Origin of the sequence: Candidatus Methylacidiphilum fumarolicum (assembly GCF_949774925.1) — a bacterium.
GTDB classification, from domain to species: domain Bacteria; phylum Verrucomicrobiota; class Verrucomicrobiia; order Methylacidiphilales; family Methylacidiphilaceae; genus Methylacidiphilum; species Methylacidiphilum fumarolicum.
The window spans coordinates 1,727,185-1,746,116 of sequence record NZ_OX458932.1 but is presented as its reverse complement, the minus strand read 5'-3'; the positions used below and the strand labels follow the sequence as shown (position 1 = coordinate 1,746,116).

General features: G+C 41.2%; 15 protein-coding genes and 1 pseudogene. All 16 read left to right on the top strand.

Translation table 11 applies throughout. The features are described from left to right. Positions 1 to 187: 187 nt before the first annotated feature. Complete coding sequence (locus tag QOL44_RS07985) at positions 188 to 1,537, top strand: TolC family outer membrane protein (RefSeq protein WP_009060853.1); 1,350 nt, start codon at positions 188 to 190, stop codon at positions 1,535 to 1,537. Between the two features lie 8 nt (positions 1,538 to 1,545). Then, positions 1,546 to 2,424, top strand: coding sequence for an efflux RND transporter periplasmic adaptor subunit (locus tag QOL44_RS07980; RefSeq protein WP_009060852.1), 879 nt, complete (start codon positions 1,546 to 1,548; stop codon positions 2,422 to 2,424). Positions 2,425 to 2,430: 6 nt separating this feature from the next. Further along, entirely contained in the window at positions 2,431 to 4,182 is a 1,752-nt protein-coding gene (locus tag QOL44_RS07975) for an ATP-binding cassette domain-containing protein (RefSeq protein WP_009060850.1), read from the top strand. Beyond that, positions 4,179 to 5,303, top strand: a complete 1,125-nt coding sequence (locus tag QOL44_RS07970) for an ABC transporter permease (RefSeq protein WP_009060848.1) — start codon at positions 4,179 to 4,181, stop codon at positions 5,301 to 5,303. Before QOL44_RS07975 ends, QOL44_RS07970 begins: the two co-directional genes overlap by 4 nt. Positions 5,304 to 5,359: 56 nt before the next feature. Beyond that, complete coding sequence (locus tag QOL44_RS07965; protein ID WP_009060846.1) at positions 5,360 to 6,469, top strand: ABC transporter permease; 1,110 nt, start codon at positions 5,360 to 5,362, stop codon at positions 6,467 to 6,469. Positions 6,470 to 6,565: 96 nt separating this feature from the next. After that, on the top strand, positions 6,566 to 7,264 hold the full coding sequence (locus tag QOL44_RS07960; RefSeq protein WP_009060843.1) for a response regulator transcription factor: 699 nt from the start codon (positions 6,566 to 6,568) through the stop codon (positions 7,262 to 7,264). 88 nt (positions 7,265 to 7,352) lie between these two features. Next, positions 7,353 to 7,598 (top strand): hypothetical protein, encoded by a 246-nt coding sequence (locus tag QOL44_RS07955; protein ID WP_009060841.1) that lies wholly within the window; start codon positions 7,353 to 7,355, stop codon positions 7,596 to 7,598. Positions 7,599 to 8,234: 636 nt separating this feature from the next. Next, complete coding sequence (gene amoC / locus QOL44_RS07950; protein ID WP_009060837.1) at positions 8,235 to 9,062, top strand: bacterial ammonia monooxygenase, subunit AmoC; 828 nt, start codon at positions 8,235 to 8,237, stop codon at positions 9,060 to 9,062. 95 nt (positions 9,063 to 9,157) lie between these two features. Beyond that, positions 9,158 to 9,895, top strand: coding sequence for a bacterial ammonia monooxygenase, subunit AmoA (gene amoA, locus QOL44_RS07945; RefSeq protein ID WP_045086860.1), 738 nt, complete (start codon positions 9,158 to 9,160; stop codon positions 9,893 to 9,895). A gap of 32 nt (positions 9,896 to 9,927) precedes the next feature. Then, a complete protein-coding gene (gene amoB / locus QOL44_RS07940) occupies positions 9,928 to 11,217 on the top strand; it encodes a bacterial ammonia monooxygenase, subunit AmoB (protein WP_228343264.1) in 1,290 nt (429 codons plus the stop codon). A 537-nt stretch (positions 11,218 to 11,754) separates the two neighbouring features. Further along, positions 11,755 to 12,585: a bacterial ammonia monooxygenase, subunit AmoC gene (amoC, locus tag QOL44_RS07935; RefSeq protein ID WP_045086543.1), complete on the top strand. Its 831-nt coding sequence runs from the start codon at positions 11,755 to 11,757 to the stop codon at positions 12,583 to 12,585. Between the two features lie 74 nt (positions 12,586 to 12,659). Further along, the gene (gene amoA, locus QOL44_RS07930; RefSeq protein WP_009060827.1) at positions 12,660 to 13,397 is read left to right on the top strand and encodes a bacterial ammonia monooxygenase, subunit AmoA; all 738 of its coding nucleotides are present in this window, start codon (positions 12,660 to 12,662) and stop codon (positions 13,395 to 13,397) included. Positions 13,398 to 13,460: 63 nt separating this feature from the next. Then, positions 13,461 to 14,750, top strand: a complete 1,290-nt coding sequence (gene amoB / locus QOL44_RS07925; RefSeq protein ID WP_009060825.1) for a bacterial ammonia monooxygenase, subunit AmoB — start codon at positions 13,461 to 13,463, stop codon at positions 14,748 to 14,750. A gap of 1,710 nt (positions 14,751 to 16,460) precedes the next feature. Next, positions 16,461 to 16,865, top strand: a pseudogene (locus tag QOL44_RS07920) (IS1634 family transposase); the annotation flags it as partial. 433 nt (positions 16,866 to 17,298) lie between these two features. Next, positions 17,299 to 18,129, top strand: coding sequence for a bacterial ammonia monooxygenase, subunit AmoC (amoC, locus tag QOL44_RS07915; protein WP_045086546.1), 831 nt, complete (start codon positions 17,299 to 17,301; stop codon positions 18,127 to 18,129). Between the two features lie 82 nt (positions 18,130 to 18,211). Beyond that, positions 18,212 to 18,904 (top strand): hypothetical protein, encoded by a 693-nt coding sequence (locus tag QOL44_RS07910; protein ID WP_009059622.1) that lies wholly within the window; start codon positions 18,212 to 18,214, stop codon positions 18,902 to 18,904. Positions 18,905 to 18,932: the final 28 nt, after the last annotated feature.

Here is an 18,932-nt window from a genome sequence, read left to right as displayed (position 1 = left end):
GAAGAAAGAGAAAAGAAAAGAAAAATTCGTCCATTTCAGGCCTCATTTTTCTTTCTGCTTAGGAAGATAGTAAAAAAGAAGATCACTTAAGACCTATTGGAGATACTGCTCAAGAGAATTGAGCGAAAAGTAGAGCTTAGTTTCTCAGCCGAATTTTTGCTTTAAGCATTCTCTATTTACCGTTACAATGAAAAAAGGACCTATGGTTCGACAATTCCAGAAGTATTATTCCCCTTTCTTTTCCTTTTTTTTCTGGTTCTGTTCGGTGCTGCTGCAAGCCTATTCTGCTATAGCCGTAGAAGATCTTGTTCAGGTTTTTCATCAGGCTTTGGAGTCTGATCCTATTCTTTCAAGAGAAAGCTATCTTTTTAATGGGTCTCAGGCTGGAGTATCCCTTGCTAAGGCGGCCCTAGGCCCTACCCTTTCGATAAACACCGCTGCCGGAGTGGGGAGTTTGATTGATGTGAATATCAATTCCTTTTCTCTTGCAACGGGGACTTCCTTCGAATTTTACACCGTGCTTTTAACGCAGCCCCTGTTCGATGGCCAAAAGCTATCCGCATTGAAAGCTGCTAAATATCAAAAAGAGGCTCAAAGTTCTGCAGTCCAATATCAAAGACAGCAGCTAATCTTCCGTGTCATTCAAGCCTATTTTGGAGTGTTACAAGCCCAAGCAAACGAGCGGGTTTCGGAAACTGAACTGTCCCTTTATGAAGAAATTCTTAAGCAAACTGAGGCTTTCTTGAAAATAGGCAAAGGAGATATTGTTGCCGTCAAAGAAGCAAAAGCTAGGTATGATTTGTCACAGTCCAGCCTTATTACAGCAAAAAATGCACTGAATATTTCAAAGGCGATTCTAGAAAGAATCACTCATAAACCCATAGAAGAACTTGCCGATGTCAAAGAAATTTCTCCAATGAGTCCGACTCCTAACGAACTGGGTCCATGGGTTCAAACAGCCATGGCAAATCAGCCGCTGATCAAACAAGCAAAAGCTTTAGTCGATGTTTCCTATGCTCAGCTTGAGCAGAATAAAAGAGGGCATTGGCCAGTTTTATCTGTCGTAGGTTCCTCTAGTCAACTGGCTGTAAATGCTATACCAGTCAATTTGCAGGTAGCCGCAGGTTTTTTGACACTTTCTGTTCCGCTTTATGATGGACAGATTGATCAACGAATTAAGCAGTCTCAAGCCCAAGCCAAAGCCACATCAGAATTTTTAAGAAATACTTCAGATCAGACAAAATTAGATACAGAAGAAGCATTTTTAAATTTGCAAAGTAGCGTCCTTCAGCTCAAAAGCGCTAAAACAGCTTTAGATTCCGCTAAAACTTCTTACGCAGCTACTAAAAAAGGGTATGAATTGGGCACAAGATCGATCATCGATTTGCTGACAGTGATTTCTGATTTGTCGAATGCAACAAGAAATTATTATAATGCACTCTATAATCATCTTGTGTCTCGGGCTCAGCTAAAAGCCGCTGCTGGTATCTTAAATCAAGAGGATATTCTGGCTTTCAATAGCATTCTTAAAAGGTAAGAGGAGCCATGACAGAGAAAAAGAAAAAAATCATGCTTGTTCTTGTTGGCGCATTGATCATTCTGTGCGTTGGCCTTTTCTATTATATTCGACTTCGACTCTCTGTATCTGGGACTTTGACTATTTATGGCAATGTCGATATCCGCGAAGTCCAGCTGGCTTTTTACGATACGGGTAGAATTTTGAAAATGTATGTGCAGGAGGGGCAGCGAGTAAAAAAGGGAGAGTTGTTAGCAGAACTAGACCCAGTTCGTTTTGAGGATGCAGTAAGGCAAGCTGAACATACAGTGGCGGTCGATAAGGCGGCTTTAGAAAATGCTGAAATTACCTACAAAAGAGACGAAGCTCTTGCCAAGGAGCAATACATTTCTCTCCAAGAAAGGGATAATGCCTTAGCAGCATTGAAAGAAGCAAAAGACAAACTCAAGGCCGATGAAGCTGCTCTTTCTCTTGCGAAAAGAGAATTACAGGATGCCAAACTCTATGCTCCACAAGACGGAGTGATAGAAGATAGGATTCTAGAGCCAGGAGATATGGTTACCCCTCAAACGCCAGTTTTCACAATGGCTCTTGACCGTCCTGTTTGGGTAAGAGCCTATGTCCCTGAAGCCTATCTTGGAAAAGTATTTTTAGGCATGAAAGCTGAAATTCTCACTGATAGCTATCCAGGAAGAGTTTTCCACGGCTGGATCGGTTTCATTTCTCCAGTATCTGAATTTACTCCTAAAAATGTCGAAACGCCAGAGTTAAGAACAAAACTTGTTTATCAAGTCAGAGTCTACAGTGAAAATGCTGATTATAGGTTGAGATTAGGGATGCCAGCGACAGTACGGATACCATTAAATCAACCGTATCCACCCGAAAAACCTCCCTTAACTATGGACTAAGCCCTTATGGATGGAAAATCCTACTGTGTTCGACTAAGCAATGTTAGTAAATCCTTTCAAACAGCAAGAGGAAAGCTCTTTGCTATCAAGGAGCTCTCTTCTACAATAGGCTATGGAATCATAACGGGGGTTGTCGGACCTGATGGCTCAGGCAAAAGTACCCTACTCCGTCTTCTTTCTGGAATGTATGTACCGGACAGTGGGCAGATCGAAGTTCTTGGACTTAGTCCAATAGAACATAAAGAGGCTTTGTCGGCCCAGCTAGGCTATATGCCTCAGAATTTTGGGCTCTATGAAGATTTGACAGTAGAAGAAAATCTCCGGTTGCATGCAGATCTCTACTGCCTGCCAAAAAATGAAAGGGAAAAGAGGTTCAGGGAACTGCTAGCTATGTCTGGGCTTAGCCAGTTTATGAAAAGACTTGCCGGAAGCCTTTCTGGCGGCATGAAACAAAAACTGGCCTTATCCTCGGTTCTGCTTTCTTCCCCAAAGCTATTGTTGCTTGATGAACCAACCGTTGGCGTGGACCCTTTATCCAGAAGAGAACTTTGGAAAATCTTGTTTGATCTAGTCAAAGATCGTGGGCTTTCTGTGCTGATCAGTACTTCTTATTTAGAAGAAGCCCGTTATTGCCATGATATCCTCCTTTTGGACAAAGGAGAAAAACTCGTCCAAGGAAGCCCTTCGTATTTAGAAGAAAATGCTAAGGGCATAGTTTTATTGATTCATTCGGAGAAAATGGACTCAAAAGAACTTTTATTGAACGTATCGTCAGATCCTTCAGTGATCGATCATTCTTTTGAAGGAAAATATATAAGAATTCTGCTTCAAAAGGACAAAAAAGATACATTTTTGAAGGAAAATGAAAAATTTGGGATTGTTGCTATTCCTGGAGAAAGAAAAATTGCTGATTGTGTATTATCTTTTTACCCTCAAAAACAACAACCCGCTCTCTCATCCTCAAAAGAAGAGGTAGCTTTGAAAGAAAAAAGAAAAGAGCGTTCGCTTGAAAAAATAATTGTTGTAGAAAAGCTCTCCCGGTTTTTTGGCAAATTTGAAGCGGTAAAAAAAATAAGTTTTTCAGTTAATCTAGGGGAGATTTTCGGAATTTTGGGACCAAATGGAGCAGGCAAATCAACCACATTTCGAATGCTTTGTGGTCTGTTGCCTCCCTCTGAAGGAAAGGTGTCTGTAAGTGGCTTCGATTTGAGGACTTCTCCAGCATCCGCTCGTTCTCGAATCGGCTATGTCTCCCAAAAGTTCTCCCTTTATACCAATTTAAGCGTTTATCAAAATCTCCTATTTTTTTCCCGAGCTTATGACTTATCAGGTGAAAAACAAAAAAGGCGGATTGCTTCGGTAATTGAAGAATATGAGCTTGGATCGGTTCTAGATATGGATGCTGGGCGGATTCCTTTAGGATTTCAAAAAAGGTTAGCCATCGCTTGCGCTACTTTGCATGATCCGGACATTCTTTTTCTTGATGAACCAACTTCAGGAATGGATCCTCAAAGTCGCAGAGAATTTTGGATAAGGATGATCCGTTTGTCAAGACGGCATACCACTTTACTTATTACCACCCATTATTTGGAAGAAGCCGAGTATTGTGACCGGTTAGTGATAATTTCAAGGGGAAAAATTTTGATCGAAGGAAGTCCCCAAGAGATTAAAAAACCTTTTCAAACTGAGGACAATCCTACCCCTACTATCGAGGATGCGTTCATAGGATTGATAGAAAAAAGTAGAGAGGAAAATTGAATTTTCTTTTTAACCAACGGCTCTATGGATTTATCCAAAAGGAATGGATCGAAATTCTACGAGATCCTTCAAGCTTTGGTATTGCTTTTGTACTTCCTTCGATCTTACTTTTTTTGTTTGGATATGGGATTTCTCTGGATGCGATCCACCTACCAATTGGAGTGGTTGTAGAGCGTCCCACAAGCCTTTCTTCTAGTTTTGAATCTAGTCTTAAAAATTCCATCTATTTTTCCCCATTCTCCTATGAGACAATCCAAAAGGCACAGTCTGATTTTGAGAAAGGTCGACTTTTGGGCATCATCTGGCTAAGGGGCAATTGGAATAGAGAATCTTTGGCTTTTGATAAAGGAACGATCCAGACGATAGTCAATGGAACGGATGCCAACACCGCCCGGCTAATTGAAGGCTATCTATTAGGGGTATGGATAGATTGGCTCAAACGGGAAAGAATCGATCGGAACTTGCCAGTAAGCTTGCCCGTTAGCCAAGAAATCCGAGTTTGGTTTAATCCTGCCCTGATTACAAGGAATTATCTGGTTCCAGGCATCATTGTTATTAACATGACAGTAGTTGGAGCGTTGCTTACTGCTCTTGTTGTTGCCAGAGAGTGGGAAAGAGGAACCATGGAAGCTATGCTTGCTACCCCCCTGACGAAGCTGGAACATTTCATTGGCAAACTCCTACCCTATTTTGCACTTGGAATGGGGGGGATGTTATTTTCTTTTTTGTTGGCCGTCTTTCTTTTTAAAGTACCTTTTAGAGGATCTTTTTTGGTTCTTTTTCTTTCTTCGATCTTTTTCCTGCTTGCGGTACTGGGTATTGGCGTATTGATTTCAAATCTCTCAAAAAACTCTTTTGTTGCAAGTATGGTCGCGATCATTACTAGTTTTTTGCCCGCCTTCATGCTTTCAGGTTTTATCTTTGATATTAACTCTATGCCCGTTGGTATTCAGTTTCTTACTCTTCTTTTCCCAGCTACATATTTCGTTTCTATTCTTCAAACCATTTTCCTGGCTGGGAATGTCTGGAGTGTATTGGTTGGAAACCTCTTGGTGCTAATCCTTTTTGCTATTGTTATCAATGGGATTTCTTATTTGTTGTGGAAAAGACGATTGGAATAAAGCAGAGAGCACAGATAAAGCAGAGAGCACAGAAATAGAAAGAAGAAGAAAAAAATATGTGGAATCGTGTCGTTGGCTTGGTTATCAAAGAAATCCTTGTGTTTATACGGGATCCGCGGAGTCGGTTTGTTCTGATTGTTCCCCCAGTCATTCAAATGTTTGTCTTTGGATACGCTGCTACCTTTGATCTTTTTAAAGTCTCTTTTGCTCTGTATGATGAAAATAGAACGTACCATTCCAGAGAATTTATTTCGAAATTTAAAGGCTCTCCAATCTTTGTCTTCAAAAAGGAAATTTTTAAGGAATCCCAGATTACCGATGAAATTCTAAAAAGAAATGTCCTTTTCGTGCTCCATATCGATCGGCGATTTGATCGTGATCTGCTTTCTGGAAGAAGCGGGAAAGTCCAGTTGATCATCGATGGCAGGAATTCCAATACGGCTGCTATTCTCTCTGGCTATGCTAATCAAATCATTGCTGATTATAATGCTGAATGGCTGAAACGAAACGGAGGCAAGGCTCCTATTTCTCAAATTTCTTTTCGTGCCCTGAACAACCCAAATCTTCTCTCCCAATGGTTTATTGTCCCAGGATTGATTGCTATTTTAACTTTTGTCGTTTCGGCCATGACCATTGGACTTTCTATTGCCAGAGAAAAAGAAATGGGCACTTTTGATCAGTTGCTTGTTACTCCTCTTAGGCCAATAGAAATCCTGATAGGCAAAACCATCCCAGGGTTGATTTTTGCTTTAATGGAAGCGACACTTATTTTGCTTGCCGCTCTTCTTTGGTTTAGAATTCCTTTTAATGGGAATATATTGGTTCTCTATTTAGGACTCCTTTTTTTTCTCTTTGCCATCATTGGGATTGAGCTTGCCATTTCTTCCATTGCTTCCACTCAACAACAGGCTCTCCTTGGAGTGTTTTTCTTTTTGGTCCCCTCCATCATATTATCTGGTTTTTCTACTCCTATCCGCAATATGCCTGAGTCGATTCAAGATCTGACCTATCTTAATCCTATGCGGTATTTTCTCATCATTGCTCGAGGTGTTTTCCTAGAAGGAAGGGGATTGGATACTTTGTGGAATCAATATTTGCCTCTTTTGATTATTGGCCTTATAAGCATGAGTTTTAGCTGGTTTTTGTTTAAAAAAAGGCTTTATTAAAAATAATAAAAAACTTTATAAGTAATTACTAATAATTGAAATTTGCCACTGTTCATAGTATAGTTTATATTAAAATTATATGCTTAGAGAGAATATATGATTAAGCAAGAGAAAATACATAAAGTTTTAATAGTCGATGATCACACGATATTAAGAGAAGGGCTCTGTCAGCTGATTAATTCTACGCCTGGAATGAGTGTGTGTGGAACAGCAAAAAACGCTCATGAGGGTTTTGAACTTATTGAAAAAACTCAGCCTGACCTTGTCCTGGTCGATATTTCTCTTCCTGGGAAAAGCGGTTTGGAACTTATCAAAGATATCCATGCGGTCTATCCGGATATCGCCATTTTCGTTTTATCTATGCATGAAGAGTCATTATATGCGGAAAGAGTTTTGCGAGCAGGTGCTCGAGGGTATCTCATGAAGAGCGAAGGAGGGGAAAAATTGATTGCTGCCATTCAGAAAGTTATGGCTGGGGGAATTTCTGTAAGTGATCAAGTAGCTAACCGCATACTCCAAGGGGTTTCTGGCAAAAGAAAAGCTTTATCGATTAGTCCCATTGAAGCTTTAAGCGACCGGGAATTTGAGGTTTTTCAATTAATAGGCAAGGGGTATGGGAGTAGACAGATTGCTGAGCAATTGAGCTTGAGCGTTAAAACTGTAGAAGCTTACCGGGCGAGCATTAAACAAAAACTCTATCTCAAAAGTGGTCCCCAACTTGTTCATTATGCCATTTCTTGGCAGCAATCTCAAACTAATTCTGTCGATTCCAACACGTTACCTACAAACAACTAATTTTTTCTTTTTTTTTATAAGAGCGCCTAGGAAATATCTATCTATTTGAGTAGATGGGATCAAAGCGCTTATAGGAGTACTTGCCATCATGTTTTTTGAATTGCAAGCTAAAGCCCTTGAAAAGAGGATAACAGAAATGGAACAGATAGGCATTTTCTCCTCGCAAGGATATCCACTACTAGAAGGAAACAACCGGGAAAGATCCTATCAAGTGCATCTCTTGCGGGCAAGGCTCTTTTGTCCAATTGCTCTCTTGTATGTAGACAACGTCACAATCCCCCTTGGAAAGGGTGATACTGTCTGTTCTAAACAGGTATTTTTGAAGATCATCTAGATACCACTAAGGGGCTGATAGGGCCTGATTTTGCCTTTTAAAAAGTAGACCCCCTTCCAAAACGGCTCACCTATTCCCTTTAGGGAAACCTCTGGTCGTAGGAGGTTGCCTCTGAAAAACAGGCTCACGTTTTTATCGCTTCAATTGGAAGAGGATAGAGGATTGCCCATTTTTATATGCGAAAATAAGGGATTTGCCTATTATATACTAGGTATTATCTCTTTTTATATGGACGGGGTTATTATGAATATAAAAATAATAAATAGGATGATTTTAAATACATTACTCGTAATGTAAATCAAAAGGTTATATCTTTAAAAAAACATACAAGAATATATTATTATAATTATGAGTATAATATATATAAAAAATACATGATTTATCAGCAAATCCTTATCATAATAACCATTTCAAAGTAATCAGGACATAGCGATACAAACATTCCCTCTTTTAATAGGTGATAGCACCTAAGTTATAATCCATCATTTTCCTCCATATCACTAATTGCCTAAAAAGAATATAGATATTACGGTTGCAAATGAAGTCCGGTTGGCATACCGGCTTCAATTATTGGCTTTTGTTTGCAATATAAAAATGAAAGCCGTTTGGTATGAACAACTAAATAGGAGGAATTCTATGGCACAAGCAACAACTGCTACGACTATTGCGATTCCTGAAAGATCGCTTTTTTCATGGAATCGAATGTGGTTGGGCATTGGTCTACTTAGCGGTTGGTATATTCTTGTCAATCTATATGAAAGAGCATTTGCTTTTACAAAAGGACTGGATTATACCTCCCCTGAGTATCAGACCTATTGGATGAATCTGCTTTTAGCAGAACTGGCTTTGGAGGCGCTGTCTTTCATTGCCGTATGCACCTGGCTATGGGTGACTAGGGATAGAAATTTAGAAAATATTTCTCCTGTCGAAGAGCTCAGAAGGTACTGGAATCTCGGGCTGTTTATTGTGGTCTATACTGTAGGACTTTACTGGGGAGCCAGTTACTTTACTGAGCAAGATGGGACATGGCATCAAACGGTGATTCGTGATACGGATTTTACTCCAAGTCATATCATCGAGTTCTATCAAAGCTATCCTATATACATAATACTGGGAGTAGGGTCCTTCATGTATGCCATAACCAGGCTGCCTATGTTTGCTAGGTCTTTTTCTATTCCCTATGCCGTACTTGTTGGTTCCCCGCTGATGATCTTTCCTAATGTGGGATTGAACGAATTCGGTCATACCCGCTGGTTTATGGAGGAGCTTTTTGTGGCGCCACTCCACTGGGGTTTTGTAGCCTTTGGATGGGGCGCATTAGCGATCATGGGGGTTTGGCTCCAAGCATGTCCTAGGGTCTATGAGTTGATCAAGCAGGTTTATTTAGGAAAAACAGCAACTTCGCCAGTAAAAGTAATGGAGGAACCCGAAAAATCGGTTGATCCTGCGTACTGCGAAGTCTAAGAGGGGAATCGAAAAAAATCAAAATCAAAAAAATGATTCCAAAAAGGGGCGGTTTACTCATCCACCGCCCCGAATATAAACAGATTGGAGGACACATGCAACTTGCACAAGCGAATGCAGAAGCAAGAATTCTTGAAAGAAAATTTGATATTGTTGTTATTGTTTCCATGTTTTTTGCCTTTGTTGGAGGCTATCATATTCATCAGATGCTATTGGCTGGGGATTGGTCATTTTGGACCGATTGGAAAGATCGGATGTGGTGGCCAGTTGTTGCGCCAATTGCAGACATAGCATTTCCAGCGGCTGTTCAATCTATTCTTTGGACAAAATTCAAGATGCCTATAGGAGCAACCTTTTGCACTGTTGGTCTTTTCTTTGGCCAGTGGATGAATAGGTATTGGAACTTCTGGGGTTGGGGCACTTATCCTCTGAACTTCGTTTTTCCAGAGACCTTGATTCCTCAAGCGGTTGTTCTCGATGGGGTATTAATGATTTCAAATAATTTTGTCGTTACTGCGCTTGTAGGCGGAGAGCTTTGGGGATGGCTTTTTTATCCAACAAATTGGCCCATGATTGCTCCCTATCATGTGCCAGTGGAATACTATGGACAGCTGATGAGTATGGCCGATCTCATCCAGTATGAATACATCCGGACTTCTACCCCTGAGTATATACGCATGGTGGAAACCGGAACGATGAGAAGTTTTGCAGGGGGAGTGCTTGGCGTTTCCGCATTCTTCTCCGGTTTTGTATCAGCCTGTATGTACTTTTTGTGGTGGTTCTTTGGGAAATTTTTCGGTTCGACAAAGTTTGTCAGGCATTCAACCGTCTAAGGGTTTAAAAAATGAAGACAAGGAGAAAAGCTGTGAAACAAATAATAGAACATGTAGAAGCTAAGACGAAAAAAATTCTGCTTTCTTTGCTATCTCTAGGGCTTGCAATGAGTTGGTTGCCCTCACCAAGCTATGCGGTACAGGGGATGGGGGCAAAATCTCAGGAGGCATTCTTACGGATGCGAACAGTTGTGTTTTATGATACTCAGTTTTCGTTTGCTCCTACCAATAGGGTGAAAGTCGGCGAGGAGTTTAGTTGTACAGGCAAAGTCATGTTGATGCCAACATGGCCAGAGGAAATTCCTTTTACCGGAATTTCCTTTTTTAACTTCTTTGTTCCTGGACCTCAGGTTTTACGGAAAGCAATCTGGGTAAACGAAAAGTATTTTCAGTTTAATTCTGTGGTGCTTGAAAAAGGGGGAACTTATGCTTACAAAATGGTGTTGCAGGCAAGAAATCCTGGAATCTTTCCGATGGGTCCAATGCTGAGTATGGAAGGGGCAGGCCCTTTTATTGGTCCGGAAGAATTCTTGACTATCGAGGGAACGAAGGGAAGTTTTGCTAATCCTGTAAAGACCTTGTTAGGAAATACTGTTGATCTGGAAAATTATGGCACGGCGCGAGTAATTACCTGGACAATATTCACAACGCTTATCGGTGTAGTATGGTTAGGATATTGGCTTGCAAAGCCATTTACAAGAAGGTTAGGATTAGTTGCTGCTGGAAGAAAGGAAGAATTGTTTAATCCTCTGGATAGACAAGTTTGCTTCCTTTTTACAGTTGGAACAATTGTAATAGTCGCTGCCGCAGCGTTAATAACAAAGGCACAATATCCAGTAACAATCCCTATCCAGGAGACGAAGTATTATATAAAACCCCTTCCTCCTGAGCCAACACTCATTCAGGCAGAAGTTACAGATGCGACCTACGACGTACCTGGCAGAACTCTTTCCTTTCACATCCAAGTCAAAAATGTTGGGGATAAGCCCGTAGTGTTGAAAGAATTTCTGACGGCGAATGTCCGCTTCTTGAATCCAGATATCCCGGGGAATACATGGAATCCTTCCTTTCCTGAAGTCAATGGTGGACCAATGAAAGTAAGCCCATCTGAGCCGATTAATCCTGGAGAGACCAAAACGATAGAAGTTTCAATGCAAAGCGCTGAATGGGAAAATCAAAGATTAACCATGTATAACGAGACGACGAATCGCTTTGGGGGTCTGCTTTTCTTTACCGATCCCAGTGGGACCAGGCAGATTTATGCCATTGCTGATCAGATTGTTATTCCTAAATTTGGAGCGGCAATAGGCGGAGGCATGTAAGGGAAGAGGCATTATCAGAAAAACTAAAAACTAGAAATTATAAACCCTTTCTCGTCCATGGCGGGGAAGGGTTTTTTTTGTGAAAATAATAGGTTATAAAACTCCATAATTACGAAGGCCTTGTCTTTCCGTTTCGGTGATATGCATTCCTTCGAGCCTCTTTTATCCTCTACGAGATAATATATTAAAGAAAATGATGAGATACATAATATACATAATTCTACCTACACAAATACTGTATTATTTTTATTAATTATTTTATTTTTATATGTCTGTAAGAACATAAGATATATTCTTAGGATACATACGGGTAATGCCTTAGATAGAATACAGAATATGATCTAATTGTCATGGGCAAGAAGGATGAGTTACGGTTGCCATGAACATTCGAGTTAGCGAACCGTAACTTGTAATGTTAAAAGGATGGGGAAAAGCATAGCCTAAAGGGAGAAATGGAAGGCTATGCTATACGAGTAAAAACCTCATCTTCTATTCAATAAAAAAAATAGAGACTAATCGGTAAAAGGAGGTTGATATATGGCACAAGCGACAACGCAAACGGTCTCGATATCGATACCGGACAAGTCAGCCTTCTCTTGGAAAAACCTCTGGATTGCTCTAGCTATCATCACAGCCTTTGAAATTGCTGTGAATGTCTATGAGCGAACCTTTGCGTTTGCCAAGGGGTTGGACTACTTCACTCCGGACTATCAGACCTACTGGATGAGTATCCTTTACACCGAGCTGATTCTTGAGCCGACGACACTCATCGCGCTCTGCTCTTGGTTGTGGGTAACCAGAGATCGTGCGATGGAAAACCTTGCCCCTGCAGAGGAGTTAAGGCGGTATTGGAACCTTGGACTATACCTCGTGGTCTATACCACTTTACTCTACTGGGGAGCAAGCTATTATACGGAGCAAGACGGCACGTGGCATCAGACGGTGATTAGGGATACCGACTTCACACCAAGCCACATCATCGAGTTCTATCAGAGCTATCCTATCTATATTGTGGCTGGGGTAGGATCGATGGTGTATGCCATGACAAGGTTGCCTCAATATGCGAAAGCATTTTCAGTACCCTATGCGGTGCTGGTTGGCTCTCCCTTGATGATCTTCCCCAACGTGGGTTTGAACGAATTTGGTCATACCCGTTGGTTTATGGAAGAGCTGTTTGTGGCTCCGCTCCATTGGGGATTCGTCATGTTTGGGTGGGGGGCTTTGGCAATTCTTGGCACAGTTCTTCAGATTTGTCCAAGAATCCTGGAGCTGATCAAACAGGTCTACTATGGCAAGCCGGCTACGCCACCTGCGGTTGTGTTGAACGACCCAGAAAAAGCTACGGATCCGGCTTTATGTGAAGTTTGATACTACGATATCAAGGATTCGATGGAATGGCGGGTTGATTTCACTCGCCATTCCAAAAGAAAAGGAGGAAAAATATGCAACAAGTAGCTGCAGAAGCCGAAGCAAGGGCACTCGAAAGAAAGTTCGATATTGTCGTTCTTGTATCGATGTTTCTTGCTATCCTTTCTGGCTTTCACATCCATCAGATGCTGACAGCCGGGGACTGGTCCTTCTGGATCGACTGGAAAGATAGAATGTGGTGGCCAGTGGTTGCCCCTATCATGGATATAACTTTCCCAGCAGCTTGCCAGGCTATCCTGTGGACAAAGTTTAAAGCGCCTATAGGAGCAACCTTTAGCTGTGCCGGATTGTTTTTTGGTCAGTGGATGAACAGGTATTGGAATTTCTGGGGTTGGGCACACTACCCTTTGAATTTCGTTTTCCCTGAAACGCTTCTTCCGCAAGCGATTGTCCTCGATGGCGTTTTAATGATCACCAATAACTTTGTGGTGACTGCGCTAATCGGAGGAGAGCTGTGGGGATGGCTCTTTTATCCTTCGAATTGGCCCATGATTGCTCCATACCATGTCCCTGTGGAATACTATGGACAGCTCATGAGTGTTGCTGACCTGATTCAATATCAGTACATCCGAACATCCACTCCTGAGTACATCCGAATGGTCGAAACAGGTACAATGAGAAGCTTTGCTGGAGGCGTGCTTGGCGTCTCGGCATTTTTCTCAGGATTCTGTTCGGTCATTATGTACTTTATATGGTGGTACTTCGGATATTTCTTCGGGTGGACAAAATTTATAAAACATTCGAAGGTATAAAGTATGTAAGGAAGAGGGGAGGATGGAATAATCTTCCCCTCAAACACAAAAGGAGAAAACGAAGTGAAAACATTCAACTGCGAAATTGGGATGAAAAAAATAGTCAGAGTAGGAGGAGCGCTTTTGCTCTCTGGGCTAATGCTGGCTCCTATGTCATCTCTTTTTGCTGTGCAGGGAATGGGGGCAAAATCTCAAGAGGCCTTCTTGAGAATGCGTACCGTTACCTTTTTCGATACCCGATTTTCCTTTACTCCAAACAATAGGGTGAAAGTCGGAGACGAATTTACCTGCACGGGTAAAGTGATGCTCATGCCAACATGGCCCCAAGAAATTCCTTTTTCAGGAATATCCTTCTTTAACTTCTTCGTTCCTGGGCCACAGGTGTTGCGGAAGGCTATTTTTGTTAATGAAAAATACTTCCAATTTAATTCTGTGGTGTTGGAAAAAGGAGGAGTTTACGAATATAAAATGGTTAATCAAGCCAGGACACCCGGAATATGGCCTGTTGGTCCTATGGTTAGTATGGAAGAAGCTGGACCGTTCATCGGACCTGAAGAATTCTTGACGATTGAAGGCTCTGGTGCTGGTTTTACCAATCCAGTAAAGACCTTGTTAGGGAATACAATCGATCTAGAAAATTATGGTGAAGGTCGAATGATAGCTTGGACGCTACTAACCTCTGCCATTGCGGTAGTCTGGCTTGTATATTGGTGCTCTAAGCCATTCACAAGAAGGCTTGGATTAGTGGCAGCTGGAAGAAAAGAGGATCTATTCAGCCCTATGGATAGACAGGTCTGTTTCCTGTTTACCATCGGAACAATCGTATTGGTAGCAGCAGCAGCAATGATAACCAAAGCTCAGTATCCAATAACGATACCGATTCAGGAAACAAAATACTATATCAAACCTCTGCCTCCAGAACCAGCTTTAATTCAAGCTGAAGTAACTGATGCGACTTACGATGTTCCAGGCCGGACTTTGTCATTCCATTTGCAGGTTAAAAATATCGGTGATAAACCTGTCGTTTTAAAAGAGTTTTTAACTGCAAACGTCAGGTTTTTAAATCCCGATGTCCCTGGAAATACTTGGAATGAAAACAATCCTGAAGTAAATGGTGGTCCTATGAGGGTAACCCCATCGGAGCCAATCAATCCGGGAGAAACAAAGACATTAGAAGTCTCCATGCAGAGTGCAGAATGGGAAAATCAAAGACTCACAATGTATCATGAGTCAACAAACCGATTTGGAGGACTTCTGTTCTTTACGGATACTTCTGGAACACGTCAAGTCTTTGCTATTGCTGATCAAATCGTCATTCCGAAATTCGGTGCTACCATGGGCGGTGGTATGTAATTACATAAACAAGCGGTATTTAAATAGAAACAAGCCCTCCTCCAGGATTCTGGAAGAGGGCTTGTTGTTAATGGTGATAAACTTTATCCTTTTTTTCCAGACTTATAGCCTGTAATGCCACATTAGAGGAGAAACATGTTTTTCCTAGTGTGTCTTGCCTTGCAATTATCTCTGGTCAACCATACCGAAGTTAATTGAAAACATATTGAATGCTTTGGGAGAGCAAAACAAAATAGTTAGTTCTAGTGGTTTCAGAAATTATTTTATTTGAGCCATGGTTGTTTTTTTTCCTCTAAATCGAAGATGCATATATTCTACACAGCGTTTCAACTCTGATAGAATTTCTATATCCTTTGTCTAGTGCAAATGAAGGCCGCTTGTAATCGCCTAAGAATTTCCTTTAGAGAATAGGTGTATATCCGCAACCTTCCTTTTTTGTTTTTCAATTTACATGAATAAAAAAACTTGCTGAAGACACCATCTCAATTTCAAACTATTTTATATGCATGGATTTTGAAAATCCATATCGATCCAAAAGGTTATCTGGCAAGTAGAGCGGATTAGGAAGGTGTATACTAAATTCAAAATATTGTATCCAACTCAAATGGAACTTGATAGCACGAGAAAAGAATATCAATTATGGGCTTTGTTTCCTTTCAGTACTGCTCAGGAAGAACCATAAAACACCACCAGGGGGGTTGCTCGAGGGATAGGCATCGAAAAAATGCCGGAAGAATTTCCCAAAATCAAAAAGATATGTGAAGGTAAGTAGCATTAGAAGCAAACCTACTATGTTTGGACAGTAGGAAGTTCGTATCGATAGAAGTATATGTGTCAATACATACAGGAATGACAAGCCAAAAATCGCATTAGCTCTAATTTCTAGAAGTAAATGAGTATGCCTGTGCTTGTTCCTATTTCCTGTAAGAAAAGATTTTCCATAGCTCTGAAGAAACGAAAGAATTAAGGATTCAAAAAATAACTGAGATTGCTCTCTTTTCGTTCCGTCATGCTTACAACTCACCCCTGTATAAATAGTCTCAAAACTTAATTTTAATTTTTATCCACTCCAAATTCTTTTTTAGTTCGAGGCTTAAAAAGACGTAAATAGTCAATCGTCCGACGGTCCGTCCTATCCGCGACACGAAACAACTCTGGATGCAATTTTGCCAAATCAAAGCGTTTGGTAATCACCCTGTCTTCTATTTTCCGATCATCTCAGAAGTGGGGCTAGATAGACTTTAATGCTATTGGTTCATCCCTTATGCTCCTTCCCCACTCCATTTTAAAAAGAAGAGCAATATATGTATGCATTCATAAATCAAAGAATTGGTCCCAGAGTTAAAAAATTGCATGGGCTATTTCCTAACCCATGTTGGTGAAAATGGGCTGATTTTGGGGGTGCGCCAGAGGAGAGGAAGCGATTTTTGCAAAAACATAGTGCTACACTGTGAATAGATTTTCTTAAGTTATTACTCGATTAACCTTGCATGTGTTGGCATTTAGAAATAATGTCTCTTCATGTTTTTGCGGATTGTGCCGATTCGGCGACCAAGCAAGAAGAAGGTCCACTATGTTCGGCTGGTGGAGAGCTACTACAATCGAGGGAAGATTAAGCAGCAGACGATTGCCAATCTTAGGCGGAGGAAGCTTTTGGCTCCGCATGTGGACCAGCTCGTGGAGCTTTTAAAGGGGGAGCCGCGGAAGACGATGACAGAAGAAAAACATCTCTCGGCGGTGGAGGCCGTATGTGCCTACAAGGAGTTTAGCCAAGTGGAACAGGCCTTTCGGAAGCTAAGGGATGTCCTAGAGATGCGTCCGATCTATCACCATGATCCCCAGCGGGTCCAGGTCCATGTCTTTGTTGCCGCCTTGGCCTTCTTGCTCGACCGACTCTTGGAGAAAAAGCTAAAGTTAGCCAAGCTCCCTTTTTCCACCGAAGAGGCCTTGACTCTCCTCCGTACCGTTCACGTCGTCGAGGCAGATGTTGGAGGCACCAAACACCGCGGGGTCACGGCAGGAAACCGACAGGCGCGTCAGATCCTTTCCGCCCTGAAAATCAGCTTCTTAGAGCCTTGGAAACCCAAAAAAAGAACCTCTAAAACCCCCACATAATGACACATTGAAAAAAGTATCATTGATAATCAATAACTTACGAAATTTTCACCAAACATGGGCTAAGAAAAATCTATCCACCACTGGCTAATGTATAATGATTCAATGAGATAACAACATTAGGAGTCATAACTTGTTATTAATAAGGCAGAAAACAAAATATTTTTTATAGAGTAGCTAAAAAATAAACAGTTTCTATAAGATATACTAATATTACGTTATATTAATAATTTAAATATTATTTAAAATATATTGAAAATAAATAGATAAAATAATCAAAAACAATATTAGATTTTTAATCCTAGTAATTATACCAGGATTATCCTAATATCAAATACAAGAAATGTCTGTTTGAAACCCTAAAAAAGATTAATTGATTATAGTTAGTCTCCATTAGACGTGGAGACGATAATGGATTAAAGGAGGTTGATATATGGCACAAGCGACAACGCAAACGGTCTCGATATCTATACCGGACAAGTCAGCCTTCTCTTGGAAAAACCTCTGGATTGCTCTAGCCATCATCACAGTCTTTGAAATTGCTGTGAATGTCTATGAGCGAACCTTTGCGTTTGCCAAGGGGTTGGACTACTTCACTCCGGACTATCAGACCTACTGGATGAGTATCCTTTACACCGAGCTGATTCTTGAGCCGACGACACTCATCGCGCTCTGCTCTTGGTTGTGGGTAACCAGAGATCGTGCGATGGAAAACCTTGCCCCTGCAGAGGAGTTAAGGCGGTATTGGAACCTTGGACTATTTGTCGTGGTCTATACCGTTCTACTCTACTGGGGAGCAAGCTATTATACGGAGCAAGACGGCACGTGGCATCAGACGGTGATTAGGGATACCGACTTCACACCAAGCCACATCATCGAGTTCTATCAGAGCTATCCTATCTATATCATAGCTGGGGTAGGATCGATGGTGTATGCCATGACAAGACTTCCCGCCTATGCGAGAGCTTTCTCTGTACCCTATGCGGTGCTGGTTGGCTCTCCCTTGATGATCTTCCCCAACGTGGGTTTGAACGAATTTGGTCATACCCGTTGGTTTATGGAAGAGCTGTTTGTGGCTCCGCTCCATTGGGGATTCGTCATGTTTGGGTGGGGGGCTCTGGGAATTCTTGGCACATGGCTTCAAGCTTGCCCAAGAGTTCTGGAGCTGATCAAACAGGTCTACTATGGCAAGCCGGCTACGCCACCTGCGGTTGTGTTAAACGACCCAGAGAGAACAACAAAAATGGAATTGTGCGAAATATAAGTTGAAAAAAAAGGCGGGAAACCTATAATTATTGGCAAGGTTTCCCGCTCAAGCCTAAAAAAGAATTATCGGGAGTATTCAAATGAAAAAATCTCCGAAAAGCAATAAGAAAATACAAATAAAAATATTGGCTATTTTGTGTGTGCTCCTTTTTTCTCCATTTTTCTCTCTTTCTTCCCTGTTTGCGCACGGCCGATTAGTTCCTGCTAAACCTTTATGTCCCATTCAGCAAAAAGGCGATTTTGCTATTCATATGGATGTTTTCCCACATTCTAAACTTACAGCTCTAGAAAAATGTGGGACTGTTTATTGTCATGAAGTGCCTTTTACTGGCAATATGACACTTGTATTTGATCTTTACAGTGTTCAGAATGTTCTTAATCATACCCCTGTTCGCATTGAAGTGATTGAAGAGCCATTACATCGGACCATAGCTTCTATTCCTCCAACCATTTATGCTAATGGCATTGCAAAAATTCCTGTGAATTTCAATCATCCTGGTCATTATAAGATTGTGTTGCATGTGCCAAAATCCGCTTCTGAAGAGTTGCTGAATAAGGTTGATTCGATTAGCCAAGCTCAGGTTGCTCAGGATGTGGACTTTGTATTTCCTCTTGCCGTTGGTATGCAAAAATATACTTTAGGATGGGTTGCTACATGGGCGATGGGGATTCTTTTTACTACTTTTGTTCTGAGCTTCATTCTCTATGATGAACGGTCTTTTTACGTTAAATGGAAAATGAGAAAAATGGCCGAAGAAGAAGGGTCAGAATAAAAAAATGACCCTTTATTTTTGGCCATTA